Here is a 17285-nt window from a genome sequence, read left to right as displayed (position 1 = left end):
TCGGCACCGGGCCGTCCGCCGGCCACACCGGCCGCCGGTCAGCCGCGGCGGCAGATGCAGAACGGCTGCCCGACCGGGTCGATGAGCACCACCCACCGCTCTCCGCCGGGCTGGAACTCCGGCTTCGACGCCCCGGCGGCGACGAACTCCTTCTCGGCCTGCGTCAGGTCGTCGACGTAGAGGTCCAGGTGGTAGCGCTTGCCGCCGGACGTGTCGGGCCAGGACGGCGGCTGGTAGCCCTCGACCAGGCCGAAGCCGATCGACACCCCACCACCGCTGATCATCGCGTACTCAGGCTGGCTGTGGGTGACCTCCCAGCCGAGCAGCCGGTGGTAGAAGGCGGCGTGGCCGGCGGGATCGGAGCTGTCCAGGTTGACCATGGCGAGGTCGGCGTTCACTGTCATGCCTCGCAGTCTCACGCCCGTTCCTGCCATCTCCTGTCAGGTACCGTCCGACGGTCCGGGCCGTACGACGAGGCGGCCGGCGGCGTCCCGGCAGGCCAGCGCGGCGGGGAGCACGCGACAGTCCCGGGTGCCCGCCGGCAGCACCCCGACCACCCGTGGGCCGTCCCGATCCGTGACGGCGAGCAGGTTGCGGCGGCCGTCCTGCGTCGTCCGCAGCAGCAGCCGAGGGCTGTCGCGTTCGCCCGGGACGGGCCGCCAATCCGCGCCGCCCGGCCACGACCACACCCGCGAGCCGGTCGCCGGTGCCAGCGCCCACCGATCCCGCCCGTCCTGAGCGCAGAGCAGCGCGCCGCACCCGTCGATGGCGACCTCCCCGTCCCCGGCCGGCACCCGCCACCGCTCGGCCAACCCCGGCAGCGCGTAACCGACGAGCTCCGCGCCGCCGACGACCGGGTGACGCAGCACCAGGTGCCCACCCGTCACCTGCGGATTGTTCGGGGCGTAGTCGGCCGGCGGCAGCCACGCCACACCCCGCACCGTCCCGTCACCCACGTCGTACACCCGCGCCAGTCCGTCGTCGCGCAGCACCAGCACCCGGGACGGCGCGCCCGGCAACACCGTCAGCACCGCCGTGGACGGCAGCGGCACGGTCCAGCGGGTCGCCCCGGTCGCCGGGTCCACGCCGTGGACCGCGCCCTCGATCCGCCGGCCCGGGTCGGCGACGCTGCGTACCTCGCTGACCGCGACGGCGCCGTCCGCCGTCGCGTACACCCGCCCGGGGCGGCGCCAACGCGGCTCGCCGCTGTGGGCGGAGCGGGCGGTGGTGGCGACCACCCCGCGCACCGGGTCCCGTTCGGTGACCAGCACCAGCTCGCCGAGGCGCTCGGCGGACCACCCGGCGGCCGGGGGCACCGTCACCCGCCAGCGCGGCCCCCGGCCCGGTTCCGCCAGGTCGTACGCGGCCAGCGTCGGCGGGTCGACGCCCGCGTCGACCACCAGCAGCAGCGACCCGGCGGCCACGAGCACGGCCCGCTGCGGCAGCGCCGGCCCGGTCAGCGCCGGCAGTCGGGCGGGCGGGGCGGCCCCGGTCAGCACCACGCACGCCAGCAGCACGACGACCGGCCGCCACCAGCGCGGCACCGGCGGGGTGGGCCCGCTCAGCCGCGCCGCGCCCCGCTCGGCGCCCAACTCGATCAGGGTCTCCACCCGTTTCCGCCCCGCCTCGCTCGTCGACCCGCCCCCGTCGCCCGGCCCGGCAGGTCGGGCGGGCCGGACGGTCAGGCGAGCAGGTCCAGGTGGTGGTGGGCGTCCGCGGCGACGTCCTCGTGCCGCAGCCAGCGGCGCGCCCACAGCCGGGCAGCGAGCTCGGCCTGCTCGTCGCCCCACGCGGCGTGCTCCACCAGCAGGGCGGCGGTGAGCGCGTGGGCCAGGCGCAGGGCCAGCCCGCGCGCCCCGGCGACCACCGCGACGGCCTGCGAGTCGGCGGTCACCCCGGCGAGGGTGTCGCGCAGCTCGGCGGTGGTCGCGGCGAGCGTGTCGGCCAGTGCCGGCGACAGCGGCCGGGCCAGGTCGGCGGCGGCGGTCAGGCGCCGCAGCAGCGGCGCGCCGGCGTCCTCGCGGCTCACCGCGCGCAGCACGTCCAGGGCGAGCACGTTGGTGGTGCCCTCCCAGATCGGCAGGACCTGCGCGTCGCGCAGCAGCCGGGGCACGCCGGTGTCCTCCACGTATCCGGCGCCGCCGAAGGCCTCCACGTACTCGCTGGCGGAGCTGACCGCCAGGCGGCCGGTGGCGAGCTTCGCCAGCGGCGCCACGACGCGCAGCTCCGCCGCGGCGGCCGGGTCGGCGCCGACCTCGACCCGGCCGAGCAGCGCGAAGGCGTGCCCGGCGAGCACGAACGCGCCCGCCGCGTCGACCGCGAGGGCGCCGAGGGTGGCCCGGTGCAGCGGGGACGCCGTGAGCGTCCCGCCGGCGACGTGCCGGGCGGCGGCGTACGCCATGGCGTGGGCCAGGCCGCGCCGCATCCCGCCGGCGGCCGCGGCGGCGTTGTGCACCCGGGTCACCACCACCAGGGTCATCGCCCGGGCGAGGCCGGGTCGGGCGGGGTCGCCCAGCGGCAGGGCGTACGCGTCGCGCAGCCCGATCTCGGCGGTGGGCAGGGCCCGGGTGCCGAGCTTGTCCTTGAGCCGGTGCACGGTGACGCCCGGCGCGGGCGCGTCCGGGGCGGCGGTCCCGGCCAGGGGCGAGTCGGCGGCGTAGCGGGGAACCAGGAACGGGGCGAGCACCCGGCTGCCCCGGCCGGCGCCCTCGGGCCGGGCCAGCGCCACGGCCATCGCCGCGTCGGCGGCAGAGCAGAACCACTTCTCGCCGGTGAGCCGCCACGAGCCGTCGGCGGCGGGGCGGCCGATGGTGCTGGAGCGGGCCAGGTCGGAGCCGCCCTGCGACTCGGTCATCCACTGCCCGCTGGTGATCGCCGTGGCCGGGTCGGTGGAGATCAACCGTGGCAACCAGGCGTCGCGGACGTCCCGGTCGACGTCGGGGAGGCTGAGCAGCGCCGCCGCACCGTCGGCCATCGCGACCGGGCAGGAGAAGGTGGCCGACTCCGGGCCGTACAGGTGCAGCAGGGCGTGTTGGACGACGCGCGCGGCGGCCCCCCACGTGCCCCGCGCCGAGTCCAGGTAGGGCAGGGCGACCACGGCGTGCCGGGCGGCGGCGGCGCGCTGCGTCTGCCAGCCGGCGGACGTGTCGATCCGGTCGACCCGGGCACCCCACGGGTCGTAGCGCACCAGGGTCGGCGGATGCGCCTCGGCGTCGGCGTGCGCGGCGCGCAGCGACCCCACCACGTCGGCGGCGAGGTCGGCCAGCCGGCCCTTGGCGGCGGCGTGCCCGGCGGCGCCGAGCTGCCGCTCCAGCCAGGAGCGCAGCAGCGTGTCCGTGGCGTACGGGTCGTCGAGGGCGGGTACCGGTTGCACGAAGCGGGTCATGGGTGGCTCCTGGCACGCACTCGGGGGTGGTGCGCCCGACGGTAGACGATGCGCCGGCACCGGCGACAGAGCCGTTTGCCGCCCGCGGACCCGTGGGTTTGCCTACCGTCGGGTCGTGGGGGCTGTGCAGTCGTGGAGCGGGCCGGTGCGGCCCCGCCGACCGATGCGCACCGGGATGGTGTTCGCCGGTGTCGCGGTCGCGCTGTGCTGCGTCGGGGTGGCCGGCCTGGGGGTGTGGAACCTGCAGGTCGTCACCCAGGCGGCCGGGCCGGTGCGGGAGACCACCGACGAGTTCCTGCGCTCGGTGACCGTGGGCGACACCGACGGCGCGTACGACCGGCTCTGCGAGGAGGCCCGCGGCAAGTGGAGCGAGGTCGGGTTCACCAGTTGGGTGAAGACCCCGCCGATGGTCCGCGACTACGAGATCACCGACGTGTCGGTGAGCACCCGCGGCGGTCGCCCGCGCGGCACGGTGACCGTGCAGATCACCCGCGACAGCGGCACCATCGAGGAACGGAAGCTGCCGGTCGTGCAGGAGGGCCGCCACTGGCGGATCTGCGGTGACCCCTTCTGAGCCGCCGGCCATCGACCTGGCTCACCCCCGGTTGCTGCGCGAGCGTCAGGGCGTCGAACCGACCACCTCGACCGAGCTCTTCTTCGACCTGGTCTTCATCTTCACCATCACCCAGCTGTCGCACTATCTGATCGAGCACCCGGACTGGCGGGGCGCCGGACGGACGGCGCTGCTGCTGGCGTTGGTCTGGTTCGTCTGGGTCTACACGACCTGGGTGACCAACTGGCTGCATCCGGATCAGGGGCCGGTGCGGGCGATGCTGATCGGGGTGACGCTGGGCAGCCTGCTGTTGTCGGCGGCGATCCCGCAGGCGTTCGCCGGGACGGGCCTGCTCTTCGCAGCCGTGTACGTGACCGTGCAGGTGGGTCGGACGATGTTCGGACTGTGGGCGACGCGGGGCAGCCCCTGGTTGGTCGCCGGATTTCAGCAGTCCCTGCCGTGGATCGCCGGGACGTCCGTGCTCGTGGTCCTCGGCGGTCTGGTCGGTGGGGCCGCCCGGGAGGCGCTCTGGGCGGCCGTGATCGTGCTCGAGGTGGTCGGCCTGTCGATCGGCTACCCGCTTCCCGGGCGGGGGCGCTCCCGCCCCGAGCGGTGGCTGGTGGAGGGTGGGCACCTGGCCGAGCGCTGCGCGGCGTTCGTCCTCATCGCGTTGGGTGAGTCGATCCTGGTCACCGGCAGCACCCTCACCCGGCACGTGGACCTGGTGACGTCCGGGGCGTTCCTGGTGGCGTTCGCCGGATCGGTGGCGCTGTGGTGGGTCTACTTCGCCCGCTCGGCGCCGGCCGCCACGGAGGTCATCGCCCGGGCCGGGGAGCGCACCGGCGCGTTGAGCCGGCTGGCGTTCAACTACCTGCACCCGGTGATGGTGGCCGGTATCGTCGTCACCTCGGCGGGCGACGAGCGGCTGCTGCGCGAGCCCGGCGCGCCCGCCACCATGGTCAGCGCCCTCTTCACCCTGGGCGGTCCGGCGCTCTTCCTCGCCGGACACGCCGCCTACACGGCGGTGCTGTGGCGCGGCCTGCCGGCCAGCCGGATCGCGGCGGCGGTGGTGCTGCTGGCGTTGATACCGGCCTGCGAGCGGCTGGGGGTGACCATCGCGGGCTGCGCGGTGCTGGCGACCGTGGTGACCGTGGCGGTGATCATGACCGACCGGCTCCGGGTCCGGCGGGGCGCGCGATGACCGCTCCGAGCCGGGCGACGGACCGGTGTCCGGGCGGCGCGGGGCTCAGTCGCGGGGGCCGAGGTCGCCGCTGCGGTAGTGCCGCCGGCACAGCACCTGGTAGCGCACGTCGGCGGTGTCGACGGTGTCGCCGATGACGACCTGGGCGCCCTCCCGGACCACCCGCCCGTCGACCACGCGGGCGTTGAGCAGACCCTCCCGGCCGCACCAGCAGAGCACCTCGACCTGGATGCGGGCCACCTCGTCGGCCAGTTCGAACAGGCGCTGCGCGGCGGGGAAGAGGCAGGATCGGAAGTCGGTGGCCAGCCCGAACGCGTACACGTCGACGTCGTAGCTGTCGACCAGTTCGGCCATCTGCTCGACGTGCTCCACGCTGTAGAAGCTGGCCTCGTCGCAGATCAGGTAGTCCACGCGTACACCCTCGGCCCACCGGCCGCGGACCAGGGCCCGCAGGTCCAGGTCGTCGGTGACCTCGATGGCCTCGTGGGCGAGGCCGATGCGGGTGGTGACCTGCGGGCCGAGCGACCGGTCGATGCGGGTGGTGACGAGGCCGCGCCGGCCCTGCCGGGCGTGGTTGTAGTTCATCTGCAGCGCCATCGTGGACTTACCGCAGTCCATCGGCCCCCAGAAGAACTTCAGGGCGGCGGCGTGCAGCGGCCGCCCGTCGAGTCCGCGCGCGGCGGCGCACCCGGCCGGGGAGTCGTCCGGGCCGGCGAGGGGCCGGGCGAGGCAGGCGGGTGCGGTAGCGGCGTCGTCGGTCACGGTCGGGCAGCCTAACCCATCGACCAGGGCAAATCCGGCCGGCGGATCACCGCCGGCCGGACGCGGGGGTGGTGTCAGAGCACTCGTGGAGGTGTGTTACCCGCGGCGACGATGGCCCGGCGGATCGGTACGGCCAGCAGCAGCAGGAAGCCGACCACGAAGAAGATCAGCAGCGAGACCAGGCCGACCCGGTACGAGGCGGTCAGCTGGAAGACCAGGCCGAACGCGAGCGGCCCGAGCCAGCTGGTGCCCTTGTCGCTGATCTCGTAGAAGCCGTAGTACTCGCCCTCCTTGCCGGCGGGAATGAGCTGGCTGAACAGCGACCGGCTCAGCGCCTGGCTGCCGCCGAGGACCAGACCGATCGCACCGCCGAGGATCATGAACGGCACCGGCGCCTCCGCGGGCAGCCGGAACGCGGCGATGATCACACCGGTCCACAGCACCAGGCTCAGCAGCACGGTCTTCCAGGCGCCGATGCGGCGGGCGAGCGCACCGAGCGACAGCGCGCCGCCGAAGGCGAGGAACTGCACGAGCAGGATCGTCGTGATCAGGGTGCTCTGCTCCAGCTTCAGCTCCTCGGTGCCGTACTGGCTGGCCAGGGTGATGACCGTCTGGATGCCGTCGTTGTAGACGAGGAAGGCGAGCAGGAAGAACAGCGTCAGCGGGTACGCCTTGATCTCCCGCAGGGTGCGGCCGAGCTGCTTGAACCCGTCGGTGAGCACGTTGCCGCCGCCGGCGAGGGCCGCCGCGGTGGGGTGTTCGCGCAGCCAGCGCAGCGGCACCAGGGTGAACAGCGCCCACCACACGCCGGCGGAGACGATCGACCAGCGGGCCAGGTCCAGCGTGCGCTGCGGGTTGCCCTCCTCGCTGAACATGGTGACGGCGACCAGGTTGATCGCCAGCAGCAGGCCCCCGCCGAGGTAGCCGAGCGCCCAGCCGCGGCTGGAGATGCCGTCGCGTTCGTCGGGGCCGCCGAGCTGCGGCAGGAACGAGTTGTAGACCACGATGGCGGCACCGAAGCTGATGTTGGCGATCAGGAACAGGGCCCCGCCGAGCAGGTAGCGGTCCCCGGTGACGAACGCCATCGCGATGGTCGCGCCGGAGCCGGTGAACGCGGCCCCGGCGAGGAGCCGCTTCTTGTGCGCCGACCGGTCGGCGACGGCGCCGACGACGGGCAGCACGAACACGGTGAGGAACACCGACAGCGAGATCAGGTACGGGTAGTACGAGCCGGCGGCGACCCGGATGCCCAGCGGGTGCACGTACCCGTCGCAGGTGTCGGCGCCCAGTTCACACCCGGCGGCCAGCTCGGCGACGGTGGTGAGGAACGGCCCGAGGAACACCGTGATGACGGTGGTCTGGAAGGCCGAGTTGGCCCAGTCGTAGACGTACCAGCCGGTGCGTTCGCGACGGGTGCTCGCCGGGGGTGGCGGGTTGCCCTGTACCGCGGGGGTCACGGTCTCGGCCATCGGGTCCTCGTGGGGGATCAGGCGGCCCAGTGGCCGCGGCTGCGGTAGACGTCGCGCAGCACGCCGACGTGATCGGTCATGATGCCATCCACACCACGATCAAGTAAGTCGTGCATTTCGGTGGGTTCGTCGATCGTCCAGACGTGCACCTGCAGGCCGAGCGCGTGGGCGTAGCGCAGGAACCGGCGGTCGGCCACGGGCACCCGCCCGTAGCGCACCGGGACCTGCGCGGCGACCACGGACGGCGGCAGCCGCAGCGGTCGCCCGGTCAGGGACGCCATCCGCAGCCGGGCCACGCCCCGCATGCCCAGCGACGTGGCCACCCGCCCCTCGGTGAGGGCGCGCATCCGGGCCAGCCGGGCGTCGCTGAAGGAGGCGAGCAGCACCCGGTGCTCCGCGCCGGCCCGGGCGACGGTGGCGACCGCCGGCTCGACGCCGGGGTCGGACTTCACGTCGATGTTGAACCGCACCTCGGGCCAGGCGGTGAGCACCTCGTCGAGGCGGGGGACGACGGCGGCGCCGCCGACGCGTACCGAGGCGAGGTCGGCCCAGCGCAGGTCAGCGATGCGGCCCGACTCGCCGGTGACCCGGCGCAGCGTGGCGTCGTGGAAGACGACGCTCACCCCGTCGGCGGTGGCGTGCACGTCGGTCTCCACGTAGCGGTAGCCGAGCGCGACGGCACGGGCGAACGCCTCGGCGGTGTTCTCGTCGCCGTCGGCGGCGCCGCCGCGGTGGGCGAAGGCCAGCGGCGCGGGCGCGTCGAGGTAGGGGTGGCGGGGTTGCACGCGGGCAGTATGCCGGGCCCGGGTGGCGCCCAGGTGACCAGTTGGCATACCCGTTAAGAACTTCCCTATCGCTCCCTAATCTGCCTACCATGGGGAGCGATGAGTAACGACATGTACTCGGCCGAGCAGGTGGCCGAGCTGCTGGGCCTGCACGTCCGGACCGTGCGCACCTACATCCGCACCGGCCGGCTGCGGGCGGTGCGGATCGGCAAGCAGTACCGGATCGCCCGTGCCGACCTCGACGCCCTGACCGGTCGACCCGCGTCCGCTCCGCCGGCCGGCACCCCGGCGCTGGAGGTGTCGAGCATCGTGCAGCTCGACGGCGTCGACCGGGCCGCGGCCGACCGGCTCGCCACGTTCGTCCTCGCCGGCGTCAACACCCATCACGACCAGGCACGCCCGCTGCGCGTGCAGACCGTCCACGACGAGGAACGCCACCGAATGAAGATCGTGATCCTGGGCGACGCCGCCGGCACCGCCGAGCTGCTGCGGCTGCTCGACGCCGTGCTGCACGGCGACAACGACCTGTTCTCCGGGGAGGGCGACCGTGGCTGACGTACTGGAGGAGCGCGCCGGGGTGCCCGTCCTCGTCTGCGACCCCGCCGGCCCGCCGGTGGCCACCACCGAGCAGGCCCTCGACCTGATCGGCGGCGCGGCCTGGGGCGGCGCCCAGGTGGTCGCGCTGCCCGCCGAGCGGCTCGACCCGAGCTTCTTCGCCCTGGGCACCCGCTTCGCCGGGGACGTCATGCAGAAGTTCGTCAACTACCGGCTGCGGCTGGTGGTCGTCGGTGACATCTCCGCCCACCTCGCGGCCAGCGGGGCGCTGCGCGCGCTGGTCGCCGAGTCCAACCGGCACGAGCACATCTGGTTCGTGCCGGACCTGGCCGCGCTCGACGCCCGACTGGCCGCCTGATCCCCGGCTCCGGCCGGCGCCGTCCGCCACGGACGGCGCCGGCGACCCGAGGATCCTCGGCCCGCGTTCGGCCGGCTCAGCGGCCCAGCAGCCGCCGAGTCTCGTCCCAGAGGCGCTCGGCCGCCTCCGGGTCCAGGGCGAACGGCGCCACCCCGCTCATGGCGTCGTTCGGTCCGGTCACCACGGCGGCCTCGGCGCAGTCCTCGAAGTAGCGCCCGGTCACGCCGGTCAGCTCCGGGGACGCGGCGAGCAGGACCGACGTGGCGGCGCCCTGCTGCGGCGTCTTCCAGCCCGGCGGGACCTCCAGCCGGTTGCCCTGCTCGTCGAGGGCACCGACGAACCGCAGTTGCCCCTCGTCGAGGTGACGCTGGAGGTTGGTCATGATGCCGCCGGGGTGCAGCGCGTTGGCGGTGATGCCGTCGGCCGCCCACCGCTTCGCCAGGGCGACCGTGAACAGGATGCTCGCGGTCTTCGACTGCCCGTACGCCGACCACGCCTCGTACGGGCGCGCGGTGAAGTGGATGTCGTCGAAGACGACCGGCGACATCAGGTGGGCCGAGGAGCTGACCACCACGACGCGCGCGTCGCCGGCGGCGGCGAGGGCGTGGTGCAGGCCGAGGGTCAGCGCGGCGTGACCCAGGTGGTTGACGGCGAACTGCCGCTCCCAGCCCTCGGCGGTGCGGGTCAGCTGCGGCAGGGCCATGATTCCGGCGTTGGCCACCAGGATGTGCAGCGGCCCGGTCCAGCCGGCGGTGAACGCGTCGACGCTGGCCAGGTCGGCCAGGTCGAGCCGGGCGACCCGCACGTTCGCGTCCGGGTGGTCGGCGCGGATCCCGGTGGCGGCCTGCTCGCCGGCGTCGGTGTCGCGTACGGCGAGGGTGACCGCGGCGCCGGCGTCGGCGAGCGCCCGAGCGGTCTCCAGGCCGATCCCGGAGGCGCCGCCGGTGACGACGGCACGTCGGCCGGTCAGGTCGACGTCGGCGACCACCTCGGCGGCGGTCGACCGAGCGGTGAAGGGTGTGACAATTCGTGACATTTCGGAACTCCCTGGGTAGCGGGTGCCGGGGCCGGTGCGACGGTCGTCGCCGGCCTGGTCGGAGGGTCGGATCAAGGGCGCGGTCGGGTCGGGGCGCCGCCGGTGGGGCGTACGACGGCGGCGACGACAGCGCCGTCGGTGGTGTGGTCCCGGCGCGGACGCCGGTCAGGGTGGGCCGGCCGCCGCCGAGACGGTCGGGCCGGGGGCCGTCAGGCCGTGTCGGGGAAGATGAGGGACACCGCGCGCCGGACCCGGTCGCGGAACTCGTCGCGGTCGCGCGCGGTCGACTTCCAGGTCAGCCCGGCGGAGAAGAGCAGGTCCATGATGTCGTGGGCGCTCTGCCGATCGAGCAGGGCGGGCGGGGCCAGGGCCCCGATCCGGTCGGTGATGGTGGCCCGGGCGCGTTCCTGGTAGTCGCCGAACATCGGGCCGAGCTGCGGGCCGCTGTTCTCCAGCAGTTCGGCCAGGTCGCGTGCCACCTGGGTCTCGACGTAGAAACCCATGAGCGCGTCGAGGGCGGCGACCAGGCGCTCGGGGAAGCTCAGCGTCTCGTCGGCGAAGCGGGCCTCCATGGCGAGCTGGGCACGCTCCATGACGCCCTGCATCGTGGCGCGGTAGAGCTGCTCCTTGTTCGGGAAGATCAGATACAGCCCCGGCCGGGAGATCCCGGCGGCCTTGGCGACGGCCTCCATCGAGGTCTTCTGGAATCCGTAGCGACCGAACACGCCCTCCGCGGCCGCGAGGACCGCGGCGCGCTTCGGGTCGTCGTGCCCCACCTCAGTCATGCTCACGGTAAACAGATTAGACGAAGTTCCGAAAGTTGTCTAATGCGTCAGCGATCGCGGCACGCGAACGACCGACCTCGTCAGGTCGGGCGACGGCGGTGGGACCGGCTGCTGTCGGCCGGGCGGCCCGGATCGACGTGCCGGGGCCGGTCGGGCTCGTCGGGACGCAGCGGCACCAGCGCGTCGGTGATCGCGTCGATGATGCGGTCGGTGGCCCGGCGGGCCGAGCCCGGCGTGTCCGGGGCCAGTCCGCCGAGGTCGACGGGTTCGCCGAAGTGCACCCGGATCACCGGCCGGCGCACCACCGAGCGGGCGAGCCCGCGCAGCAACCCCTTCGGCGCCCGGTACGGCACCACCTCGTGGGAGCCCCACTGCGCGACCGGGATCACCGGAGCGCCGCAGGCGAGGGCGAGCCGGGCCGCGCCGGTCTTGCCGCGCTCGGGCCACATGCCGGGGTCGAGGCCGATGCGGCCCTCCGGATAGACCAGCACCACCGAGCCGGCGGCGACGGCCGTCGCGGCGTCGTCGAGGGCCCGGCCGACCGCGGCGGTGCCCCGGTCGACGCGGATGTGCCCGGCCCGGCGCATCGCGGCCCCGACCAGCGGGGCGCGGAACAGCCCCGCGGTGGCCATGATCCGGGGGGCGACGCCGCGGACCCGGCACGCGGCGGTGAGCACCACCGGGTCGAACGGGCTGATGTGGTTGGCGGCGAGGACCAGCGGGCCTCGGCGCAGCTCCTCCGGGACCTGGCCGGTGACCTCGAGCCGGGCGACGGCGCCGACGACGCCGCGCGCGAGCAGTTGGGCGGTACGCCAGATCGCGGGCGGCTGCCAGGTGACGTGGGCGGTGTCCATCAGCGGTGAATGGTCGCACGGGTTCGGGCCGGGAGTGCGGACGGCCCGGGTGATCAGGGTCATTGGTCCCGGGTCGGTTCGGGACCCCCGCCCCTGCCCTTTTCTCTACGACGGGCAGTAGTATTTACTACGTCCCGTAGTATGAACAGCTGGGGGTTCCAGGTGGACGCGTTGGACGTCGCCCGCTGGCAGTTCGGTGTCACCACCGTCTACCACTTCCTCTTCGTGCCGTTGACCATCGGCCTGTCCGTGCTGGTGGCCATCCTGCAGACCCTGTGGCACCGCACCGGCAACGAGCGCTACCTCAAGCTCACCAAGTTCTACGGCAAGCTGTTCCTCATCAACTTCGCCATGGGCGTGGTCACCGGCATCGTGCAGGAGTTCCAGTTCGGCATGAACTGGAGCGACTACTCCCGCTTCGTGGGCGACATCTTCGGCGCACCCCTCGCGATCGAGGCGCTGGTCGCGTTCTTCCTCGAATCCACCTTCATCGGGCTGTGGATCTTCGGCTGGGACCGGCTGCCCAAGCGGCTGCACCTGGCCGCGATCTGGGCCGCCGCCATCGGCACCAACATGTCCGCGTACTTCATCCTGGCCGCGAACTCGTTCATGCAGAACCCGGTCGGCTACCGCGTCAACCCCGACACCGGACGGGCCGAGCTGACCGACTTCGTCGCGGTGCTCACCAACAAGGTCGCCCTCATCACCTTCCCGCACACCATCGCGGGCGCGTTCCTGGTCGCCGGCTCGCTGCTGGTCGCCGTCGCGATGTGGCACCTGATCCGCAACCGCGACTCGGCCGACACCCCCACCTACCGGTTCGCCGCCAAGTTCGGCTCCTGGGTCACCCTGATCGCCGCCGCGGGCGTCGTCATCACCGGCGACATCCAAGGCAAGATCATGACCCAGGTGCAGCCGATGAAGATGGCCGCCGCCGAGGGCCTCTACAACACCGAGAGCCCCGCCTCGTTCTCCGTCCTCACCGTCGGCAGCCTCGACGGCAGCCGCGAACTGTTCGCCATCAAGATCCCGTACCTGCTGTCGTACCTCGGTACCGGCGACCCGCGCGGCACCGTGCACGGCATCGACGACCTGCAGGCCCAGTACGCCAGCCAGTACGGCCCGGGCAACTACGCCCCGATCATCCCGGTCACCTACTGGAGCTTCCGCTTCATGATCGCCTTCGGGCTGGCCGCCGCGGCGATCGCCCTGCTGGTGCTCTGGACCCACCGCAAGGGCCGCGCCCCGCAGAGCAGGTGGCTGCTGCGCGCCGGCCTGGTCATGCCCGTGCTGCCGCTGGTCGCGAACTCCTTCGGCTGGATCTTCACCGAGATGGGCCGCCAGCCCTGGATCGTCTTCGGGGAGATGCTCACCCGCAACGGCGTCTCCCGCAGCGTGTCGCTGACCGAGGTGCTCACCTCGTTCACCGCGTTCACCCTGATCTACGCGACCCTCGCCGTGATCGAGTTCAAGCTGCTGGTCCGCTACGCCAAGGCCGGCGTACCCGACCTGACACCGCAACCCGAGATCGACGACAGCCACGACGACGCCGAGCGCCCGCTCGCCTTCGCCTACTGACCCGGGAGCGCACACCGTGGACCTCACGACCATCTGGTTCCTGCTCGTCGCCGTGCTCTTCACCGGCTACTTCATCCTGGAGGGCTTCGACTTCGGCGTCGGCATGCTGCTGCCCGTGCTCGGCCGCGACGACCGGGAGCGCCGCGTTCTCATCAACACCATCGGCCCGGTGTGGGACGGCAACGAGGTGTGGCTGATCACCGCCGGCGGCGCGATGTTCGCCGCCTTCCCCGAGTGGTACGCCACCCTCTTCTCCGGCTTCTACCTGCCGCTGCTGCTGATCCTGCTCGCCCTGATCGCCCGCGGGGTCGCCTTCGAGTACCGGCACAAGCGCCCCGAGCCGTCCTGGAAGCGCCGCTGGGACGCCGCGATCTTCTTCGGCTCCCTGGTGCCCGCGGTGCTGTGGGGGGTGGCGTTCGCCAACATCCTGCGCGGCGTGCCGCTCAACGCCGAACACGAGTACGTCGGCGGCCTGTTCAACCTGCTCAACCCGTACGCCCTGCTCGGCGGCGCGACCACCGCGGCGCTGTTCCTCACCCACGGCGCGGTGTTCGTCGCCCTGAAGACCGTCGGCGACATCCGCGAGCGGGCCGGCGCCTTCGCCGTGCGGTCCGGCGTGGTCACCGCCGTCCTCGCCGTCGCGTTCCTGACCTGGACGCTGGGGATCCGGTCCAGCACGGCCGCCGTCGTCCTCGCCGTCGGCGCGGCACTCGCCCTGCTCGGTGGTCTCGCCGCCGCCCGCGTACGCCGGGAGGGCTGGGCGTTCACCGGCACCGCCGTGGCGATCGGCCTGGCCGTGGCGACCCTGTTCGCCGCGCTGTTCCCCAACGTGCTGCCCTCCACGCTGGACGCGGCCGGCACGCTGACCGCCACCAACGCGGCCTCCACCCCGTACACCCTGAAGATCATGACCTGGGTGGCGGTGGTGTTCACCCCGATCGTGCTCGCCTACCAGGGCTGGACGTACTGGGTGTTCCGCAAGCGGATCGGCGTGGTCCACATCCCGCAGCACTGAGGACCCGCCCGCCGGCCCGCCCGTTCCCCTCGTTCCCCGGGGCGGGCCGGCGGGCGCCGCGGCTAGGGTGAGCCGGTGAGTGATCTGTTCGGCGCCCCGACGCCGCTGGTGGGCGCCCCGATGGCCGGCGGCGCCACCACCCCCGCCCTGGTGCGGGCCGTCACCGCCGGCGGTGGCTTCGGCTTCCTCGCGGCCGGCTACCGCACCGCCGAGGCGGTCGCCGCCGACCTGGCCGACCTCGCCGCCACCGGCACGCCGTGCGGGGTGAACCTGTTCGTGCCCGGCCCTCACGAGATCGACGAGCCGACGTTCCGCCGGTACGCGCGGGAGATCGCCGCCGAGGGCGAGCCGTACGGCCTGGACCTCGCCGCCGCCGCGCCGGTCCACGACGACGACCACTGGGCCGACAAGATCGACCTGCTGGTGCGGCAGCCGGTGCCGGTGGTCAGCTTCACCTTCGGCCTGCCCGATCCGGCGGCCGTCACCGCGCTGCGCCGGGCCGGCACCCGGGTGCTGGTCACGGTGACCTCGGCCGACGAGGCGCGCGCCGCCCTCGACCTCGGCGCGGACGGCCTCGTCGCCCAGGGCACCGAGGCGGGCGGCCACAGCGGCACCCACAGCCCGCGCCGGCCGGCACCGCCGGTGTCCACCCGCCCGCTGGTACGCGACGTGGTCGCGGCGACGGGGCTGCCCGTGGTGGCCACCGGCGGGGTCGCCGGCCCCGACGACGTACGCGACCTGCTCGCCGCCGGCGCGACCGCGGTGGCCGTCGGCACCCTGCTGCTGCGCACGGACGAGAGCGGGGCCAGCCGGACGCACCGCGACGCGCTGGCCGACCCGGCCCGCACCGGCACCGTGCTGACCCGTGCCTTCACCGGCCGGCCCGCGCGAGGGCTGCGCAACACGTTCATCGACCGGTACGAGGCGTCGGCGCCGCTGGGCTACCCGGAGCTGCACCATCTGACCCGGGGGATGCGCGCGGCGGCCGCGGCGGCGGGACACCCGGACCGGCTGCACCTGTGGGCGGGCACCGGCTACCGGAACGCCACCACCGGCCCCGCCACCACAGTGATCAACCGCCTGACCAAAACCCTGTAACCCGCCACCGCGCTCCGCCGCGGCCCCACTCCCGGCTCCCGGCCCGCGGTCCGACCGCGTGCGGCGGGTGCGGGGGAGGGTCAGGGGGTGGGCTTGGCCAGTTCGGCGTCGGCGCGCTCGCGGACCAGGCTGAGGACGCGTCCGGCGACGGCCAGGTCGGCGGCGGGGATGTCGCCGTACAGCCGGCCGCTGATGGCGGTGGTCGCGTCGGCGATCGCGTGCCGCACCTCGTGGCCGGCGTCGGTGAACGCCAGGCCGCCGGTCTCCTCACGCAGCAGGCCGGCGTCGGTCAGGTCGGTGAGGACGGCCTCGGCGGCCGGGGCGTCGATCTTCAGGCCGTCGGTGAGCCGGGCGACGAGGTGGGTACGCCCGGCGACGCCACCCTCGGCGGCGAGGGTGTTGAGCGCGATCGACTGCGGGAAGGTGAGACCGAGCGAGGTGAGTTGGCGCTCCAGCAGCGCCCGGGTGGCGTAGTGGGCGCGGCCGATGACCTGACCGGTGAGCGGGGATGACGACATGACAGCCTCCTGTGGCGACGCTTGACGTTGGCCGTCCCAACGTTGGCGTCACCAACATATCAGGAATCGTGGGTGCAGCCAACGGTTTCTGTTAGGCTGCGGCGCATGGAGGAGTCCGCCGTCGGTCCGCAGTCACCCGCCCGCCTGCGGACGACCCCCACCTGGCTGCTCAGCCAGGCCGCCGCCCAGGGGCACCGCCTCGTCGCCGACGGATTCGGCGCCCTGGGCGTCCGGGGCTACCACTACCGGCTCCTCGCGGCGCTCGCCGAGGTCGGCCCGACCAGCCAGGCAGACCTCGGGCGACGCTGCGGCATCGACCGCAGCGACGTCGTCGCCGCGCTCAACGACCTCGTGGAGAAGGGGCTCGTGCGGCGCGACCCGGACCCGGGCGACCGGCGGCGCAACGTCGTCACCGTCACCGCCGCCGGCCGCCGTGACCTACGTCGGCTGGACGACGCCCTCGACCGGGCCCAGGACGCGTTGCTCGCCCCGCTGTCCCGCCGCGACCGCGACCAACTGGTCCGGCTGCTGTCCACCCTGGTGGAGCACCACACCGCCGACTGAGCCGCCGGGCGACGCGCCCCGCCGGTCGGATCACCGGGCGGGGCGCGTCACCGCTCACGGCGTTTCGCGCAGCTCCGCCAGTCGGGCCTCGATCTCGGCCAACTCGGCGCGCAGCTTCTCGGCCTGCTGCTCCGCCTCGGCCCGCTCGGCGGCGAGGATCTGCTCCACGGCCTCCTGCACGCCGGGCACGTCGACCAGCGCCACCATGCGCAGCGCCTCCGCCGGCTTCACCACGTACGGCTTCGCGAGGGCCTTGCTGCCCTGCTGGGCCGCGACCGTCCACTCGCCCTCGGCGTACGCCAGGGTCACCGTCAGCCCGGCCGGGCTCTTCGGCTTCGTCGCCTTCACCGGCCGGCGTGCCGGCTTCGTCTCCGCCTGTTCCACCTGCTGCTCCACCTTCGGCTCCTCCCGACGCGGCGCCGGCACCCGCGGCGTGTCCAACACGAACTCCGGCTCGGCCGGTGCCGCCTCCTCCTCGACCTGCGGCGCCGTCTCCGGGGCCTTGCGGCCGGCGCCGCGCGGCGCGATCGCCACGTCGGCGGGGGAGAAGGGCAGTTCGTCGCGGCCGAACCGCACGACCACGAACTCCTCGGACACCTCCGGGTCGGTCAACTCGACCACCTGCCCGAGCTGCCCCGCCATCTGGCCCGCCGCCGCCGTGAACACCACCTTCGGCTTGCGGCCCGCGGCCAACGCCTCTCGGATGCCCTGCACCTCGTCAGTGGACAAACCCTGGCCCGCCATCACGCCCTCTTCCGTACACACGTTT

General features: G+C 73.9%; 19 protein-coding genes. 8 read left to right on the top strand and 11 right to left on the bottom strand.

The window, feature by feature from the left end; all coding sequences use genetic code 11:
* Positions 1 to 38: 38 nt before the first annotated feature.
* The 3 genes from GA0070620_RS05365 to GA0070620_RS05355 form a co-directional block, all read right to left on the bottom strand.
* Positions 39 to 404, bottom strand: coding sequence for a VOC family protein (locus GA0070620_RS05365; protein WP_091588837.1), 366 nt, complete (start codon positions 402 to 404; stop codon positions 39 to 41).
* A 36-nt stretch (positions 405 to 440) separates the two neighbouring features.
* Positions 441 to 1610: a PQQ-binding-like beta-propeller repeat protein gene (locus GA0070620_RS05360; protein WP_091588836.1), complete on the bottom strand. Its 1170-nt coding sequence runs from the start codon at positions 1608 to 1610 to the stop codon at positions 441 to 443.
* Positions 1611 to 1681: 71 nt separating this feature from the next.
* Positions 1682 to 3385: an acyl-CoA dehydrogenase family protein gene (locus tag GA0070620_RS05355; protein ID WP_091588835.1), complete on the bottom strand. Its 1704-nt coding sequence runs from the start codon at positions 3383 to 3385 to the stop codon at positions 1682 to 1684.
* Positions 3386 to 3548: 163 nt separating this feature from the next.
* On the opposite strand from GA0070620_RS05355, the gene GA0070620_RS05350 reads away from it, so the two are divergent.
* Together GA0070620_RS05350 and GA0070620_RS05345 are read left to right on the top strand one after the other, a co-directional pair.
* A complete protein-coding gene (locus tag GA0070620_RS05350) occupies positions 3549 to 3959 on the top strand; it encodes an Rv0361 family membrane protein (RefSeq protein ID WP_091588834.1) in 411 nt (136 codons plus the stop codon).
* Complete coding sequence (locus GA0070620_RS05345) at positions 3946 to 5139, top strand: low temperature requirement protein A (protein WP_091588833.1); 1194 nt, start codon at positions 3946 to 3948, stop codon at positions 5137 to 5139. Before GA0070620_RS05350 ends, GA0070620_RS05345 begins: the two co-directional genes overlap by 14 nt.
* Before the next feature lie 45 nt (positions 5140 to 5184).
* On the opposite strand, the gene GA0070620_RS05340 is transcribed toward GA0070620_RS05345, so the two are convergent.
* From GA0070620_RS05340 to GA0070620_RS05330, 3 genes are all read right to left on the bottom strand, one after another.
* Positions 5185 to 5901 (bottom strand): thymidine kinase, encoded by a 717-nt coding sequence (locus GA0070620_RS05340; protein WP_091588832.1) that lies wholly within the window; start codon positions 5899 to 5901, stop codon positions 5185 to 5187.
* Positions 5902 to 5975: 74 nt separating this feature from the next.
* On the bottom strand, positions 5976 to 7370 hold the full coding sequence (locus GA0070620_RS05335) for an MFS transporter (RefSeq protein WP_091588831.1): 1395 nt from the start codon (positions 7368 to 7370) through the stop codon (positions 5976 to 5978).
* A 17-nt stretch (positions 7371 to 7387) separates the two neighbouring features.
* Positions 7388 to 8155 (bottom strand): glycerophosphodiester phosphodiesterase, encoded by a 768-nt coding sequence (locus GA0070620_RS05330; protein WP_231922242.1) that lies wholly within the window; start codon positions 8153 to 8155, stop codon positions 7388 to 7390.
* Positions 8156 to 8254: 99 nt separating this feature from the next.
* Between GA0070620_RS05330 and GA0070620_RS05325 the strand changes: the two genes are divergently transcribed.
* Positions 8255 to 8710, top strand: coding sequence for a helix-turn-helix domain-containing protein (locus GA0070620_RS05325; protein ID WP_231922241.1), 456 nt, complete (start codon positions 8255 to 8257; stop codon positions 8708 to 8710).
* Entirely contained in the window at positions 8703 to 9068 is a 366-nt protein-coding gene (locus tag GA0070620_RS05320; RefSeq protein ID WP_091588828.1) for a DUF4180 domain-containing protein, read from the top strand. The genes GA0070620_RS05325 and GA0070620_RS05320 overlap by 8 nt, the downstream gene beginning before the upstream one ends.
* A gap of 76 nt (positions 9069 to 9144) precedes the next feature.
* Here the strand turns inward: GA0070620_RS05320 and GA0070620_RS05315 are convergent, their stop codons facing one another.
* The 3 genes from GA0070620_RS05315 to GA0070620_RS05305 all read right to left on the bottom strand — a co-directional run bounded on the left by GA0070620_RS05315 (position 9145) and on the right by GA0070620_RS05305 (position 11743).
* A complete protein-coding gene (locus GA0070620_RS05315; protein WP_091588827.1) occupies positions 9145 to 10104 on the bottom strand; it encodes an SDR family NAD(P)-dependent oxidoreductase in 960 nt (319 codons plus the stop codon).
* A 209-nt stretch (positions 10105 to 10313) separates the two neighbouring features.
* Positions 10314 to 10889: a TetR/AcrR family transcriptional regulator gene (locus tag GA0070620_RS05310; protein WP_231922391.1), complete on the bottom strand. Its 576-nt coding sequence runs from the start codon at positions 10887 to 10889 to the stop codon at positions 10314 to 10316.
* A gap of 80 nt (positions 10890 to 10969) precedes the next feature.
* Positions 10970 to 11743, bottom strand: a complete 774-nt coding sequence (locus GA0070620_RS05305) for a lysophospholipid acyltransferase family protein (protein ID WP_091598075.1) — start codon at positions 11741 to 11743, stop codon at positions 10970 to 10972.
* A 162-nt stretch (positions 11744 to 11905) separates the two neighbouring features.
* Between GA0070620_RS05305 and GA0070620_RS05300 the strand changes: the two genes are divergently transcribed.
* From GA0070620_RS05300 to GA0070620_RS05290, 3 genes are all read left to right on the top strand, one after another.
* Positions 11906 to 13321: a cytochrome ubiquinol oxidase subunit I gene (locus tag GA0070620_RS05300; protein WP_197677628.1), complete on the top strand. Its 1416-nt coding sequence runs from the start codon at positions 11906 to 11908 to the stop codon at positions 13319 to 13321.
* A gap of 16 nt (positions 13322 to 13337) precedes the next feature.
* Positions 13338 to 14336 (top strand): cytochrome d ubiquinol oxidase subunit II, encoded by a 999-nt coding sequence (cydB, locus tag GA0070620_RS05295; protein WP_091588824.1) that lies wholly within the window; start codon positions 13338 to 13340, stop codon positions 14334 to 14336.
* 75 nt (positions 14337 to 14411) lie between these two features.
* Positions 14412 to 15434 (top strand): nitronate monooxygenase, encoded by a 1023-nt coding sequence (locus GA0070620_RS05290; protein WP_231922240.1) that lies wholly within the window; start codon positions 14412 to 14414, stop codon positions 15432 to 15434.
* Positions 15435 to 15514: 80 nt separating this feature from the next.
* Here the strand turns inward: GA0070620_RS05290 and GA0070620_RS05285 are convergent, their stop codons facing one another.
* Positions 15515 to 15952 (bottom strand): MarR family winged helix-turn-helix transcriptional regulator, encoded by a 438-nt coding sequence (locus GA0070620_RS05285; protein ID WP_091588823.1) that lies wholly within the window; start codon positions 15950 to 15952, stop codon positions 15515 to 15517.
* 105 nt (positions 15953 to 16057) lie between these two features.
* Between GA0070620_RS05285 and GA0070620_RS05280 the strand changes: the two genes are divergently transcribed.
* Positions 16058 to 16516 (top strand): MarR family winged helix-turn-helix transcriptional regulator, encoded by a 459-nt coding sequence (locus tag GA0070620_RS05280; protein ID WP_091588822.1) that lies wholly within the window; start codon positions 16058 to 16060, stop codon positions 16514 to 16516.
* 54 nt (positions 16517 to 16570) lie between these two features.
* Here GA0070620_RS05280 and GA0070620_RS05275 read toward each other — a convergent pair whose 3' ends face one another.
* Positions 16571 to 17260 (bottom strand): hypothetical protein, encoded by a 690-nt coding sequence (locus tag GA0070620_RS05275; RefSeq protein WP_091588821.1) that lies wholly within the window; start codon positions 17258 to 17260, stop codon positions 16571 to 16573.
* Between the last annotated feature and the right edge of the window lie 25 nt (positions 17261 to 17285).

Origin of the sequence: Micromonospora krabiensis, assembly GCF_900091425.1 — a bacterium.
GTDB lineage: Bacteria > Actinomycetota > Actinomycetes > Mycobacteriales > Micromonosporaceae > Micromonospora > Micromonospora krabiensis.
Note: the sequence above shows the minus strand (reverse complement) of the source record. Positions and strands in the feature narration are given on the sequence as shown.

Excerpts from the sequence above, each read along its gene's own strand:
- GA0070620_RS05365 (WP_091588837.1), bottom strand. The coding sequence starts at position 404 with ATGACAGTGAACGCCGACCTCGCCATGGTCAACCTGGACAGCTCCGAT.
- GA0070620_RS05355 (WP_091588835.1), bottom strand. The coding sequence starts at position 3,385 with ATGACCCGCTTCGTGCAACCGGTACCCGCCCTCGACGACCCGTACGCC.
- GA0070620_RS05350 (WP_091588834.1), top strand. The coding sequence starts at position 3,549 with ATGCGCACCGGGATGGTGTTCGCCGGTGTCGCGGTCGCGCTGTGCTGC.
- GA0070620_RS05335 (WP_091588831.1), bottom strand. The coding sequence starts at position 7,370 with ATGGCCGAGACCGTGACCCCCGCGGTACAGGGCAACCCGCCACCCCCG.
- GA0070620_RS05325 (WP_231922241.1), top strand. The coding sequence starts at position 8,255 with ATGAGTAACGACATGTACTCGGCCGAGCAGGTGGCCGAGCTGCTGGGC.
- GA0070620_RS05315 (WP_091588827.1), bottom strand. The coding sequence starts at position 10,104 with ATGTCACGAATTGTCACACCCTTCACCGCTCGGTCGACCGCCGCCGAG.
- GA0070620_RS05310 (WP_231922391.1), bottom strand. The coding sequence starts at position 10,889 with ATGACTGAGGTGGGGCACGACGACCCGAAGCGCGCCGCGGTCCTCGCG.
- GA0070620_RS05305 (WP_091598075.1), bottom strand. The coding sequence starts at position 11,743 with ATGGACACCGCCCACGTCACCTGGCAGCCGCCCGCGATCTGGCGTACC.
- GA0070620_RS05285 (WP_091588823.1), bottom strand. The coding sequence starts at position 15,952 with ATGTCGTCATCCCCGCTCACCGGTCAGGTCATCGGCCGCGCCCACTAC.
- GA0070620_RS05280 (WP_091588822.1), top strand. The coding sequence starts at position 16,058 with ATGGAGGAGTCCGCCGTCGGTCCGCAGTCACCCGCCCGCCTGCGGACG.
- GA0070620_RS05275 (WP_091588821.1), bottom strand. The coding sequence starts at position 17,260 with ATGGCGGGCCAGGGTTTGTCCACTGACGAGGTGCAGGGCATCCGAGAG.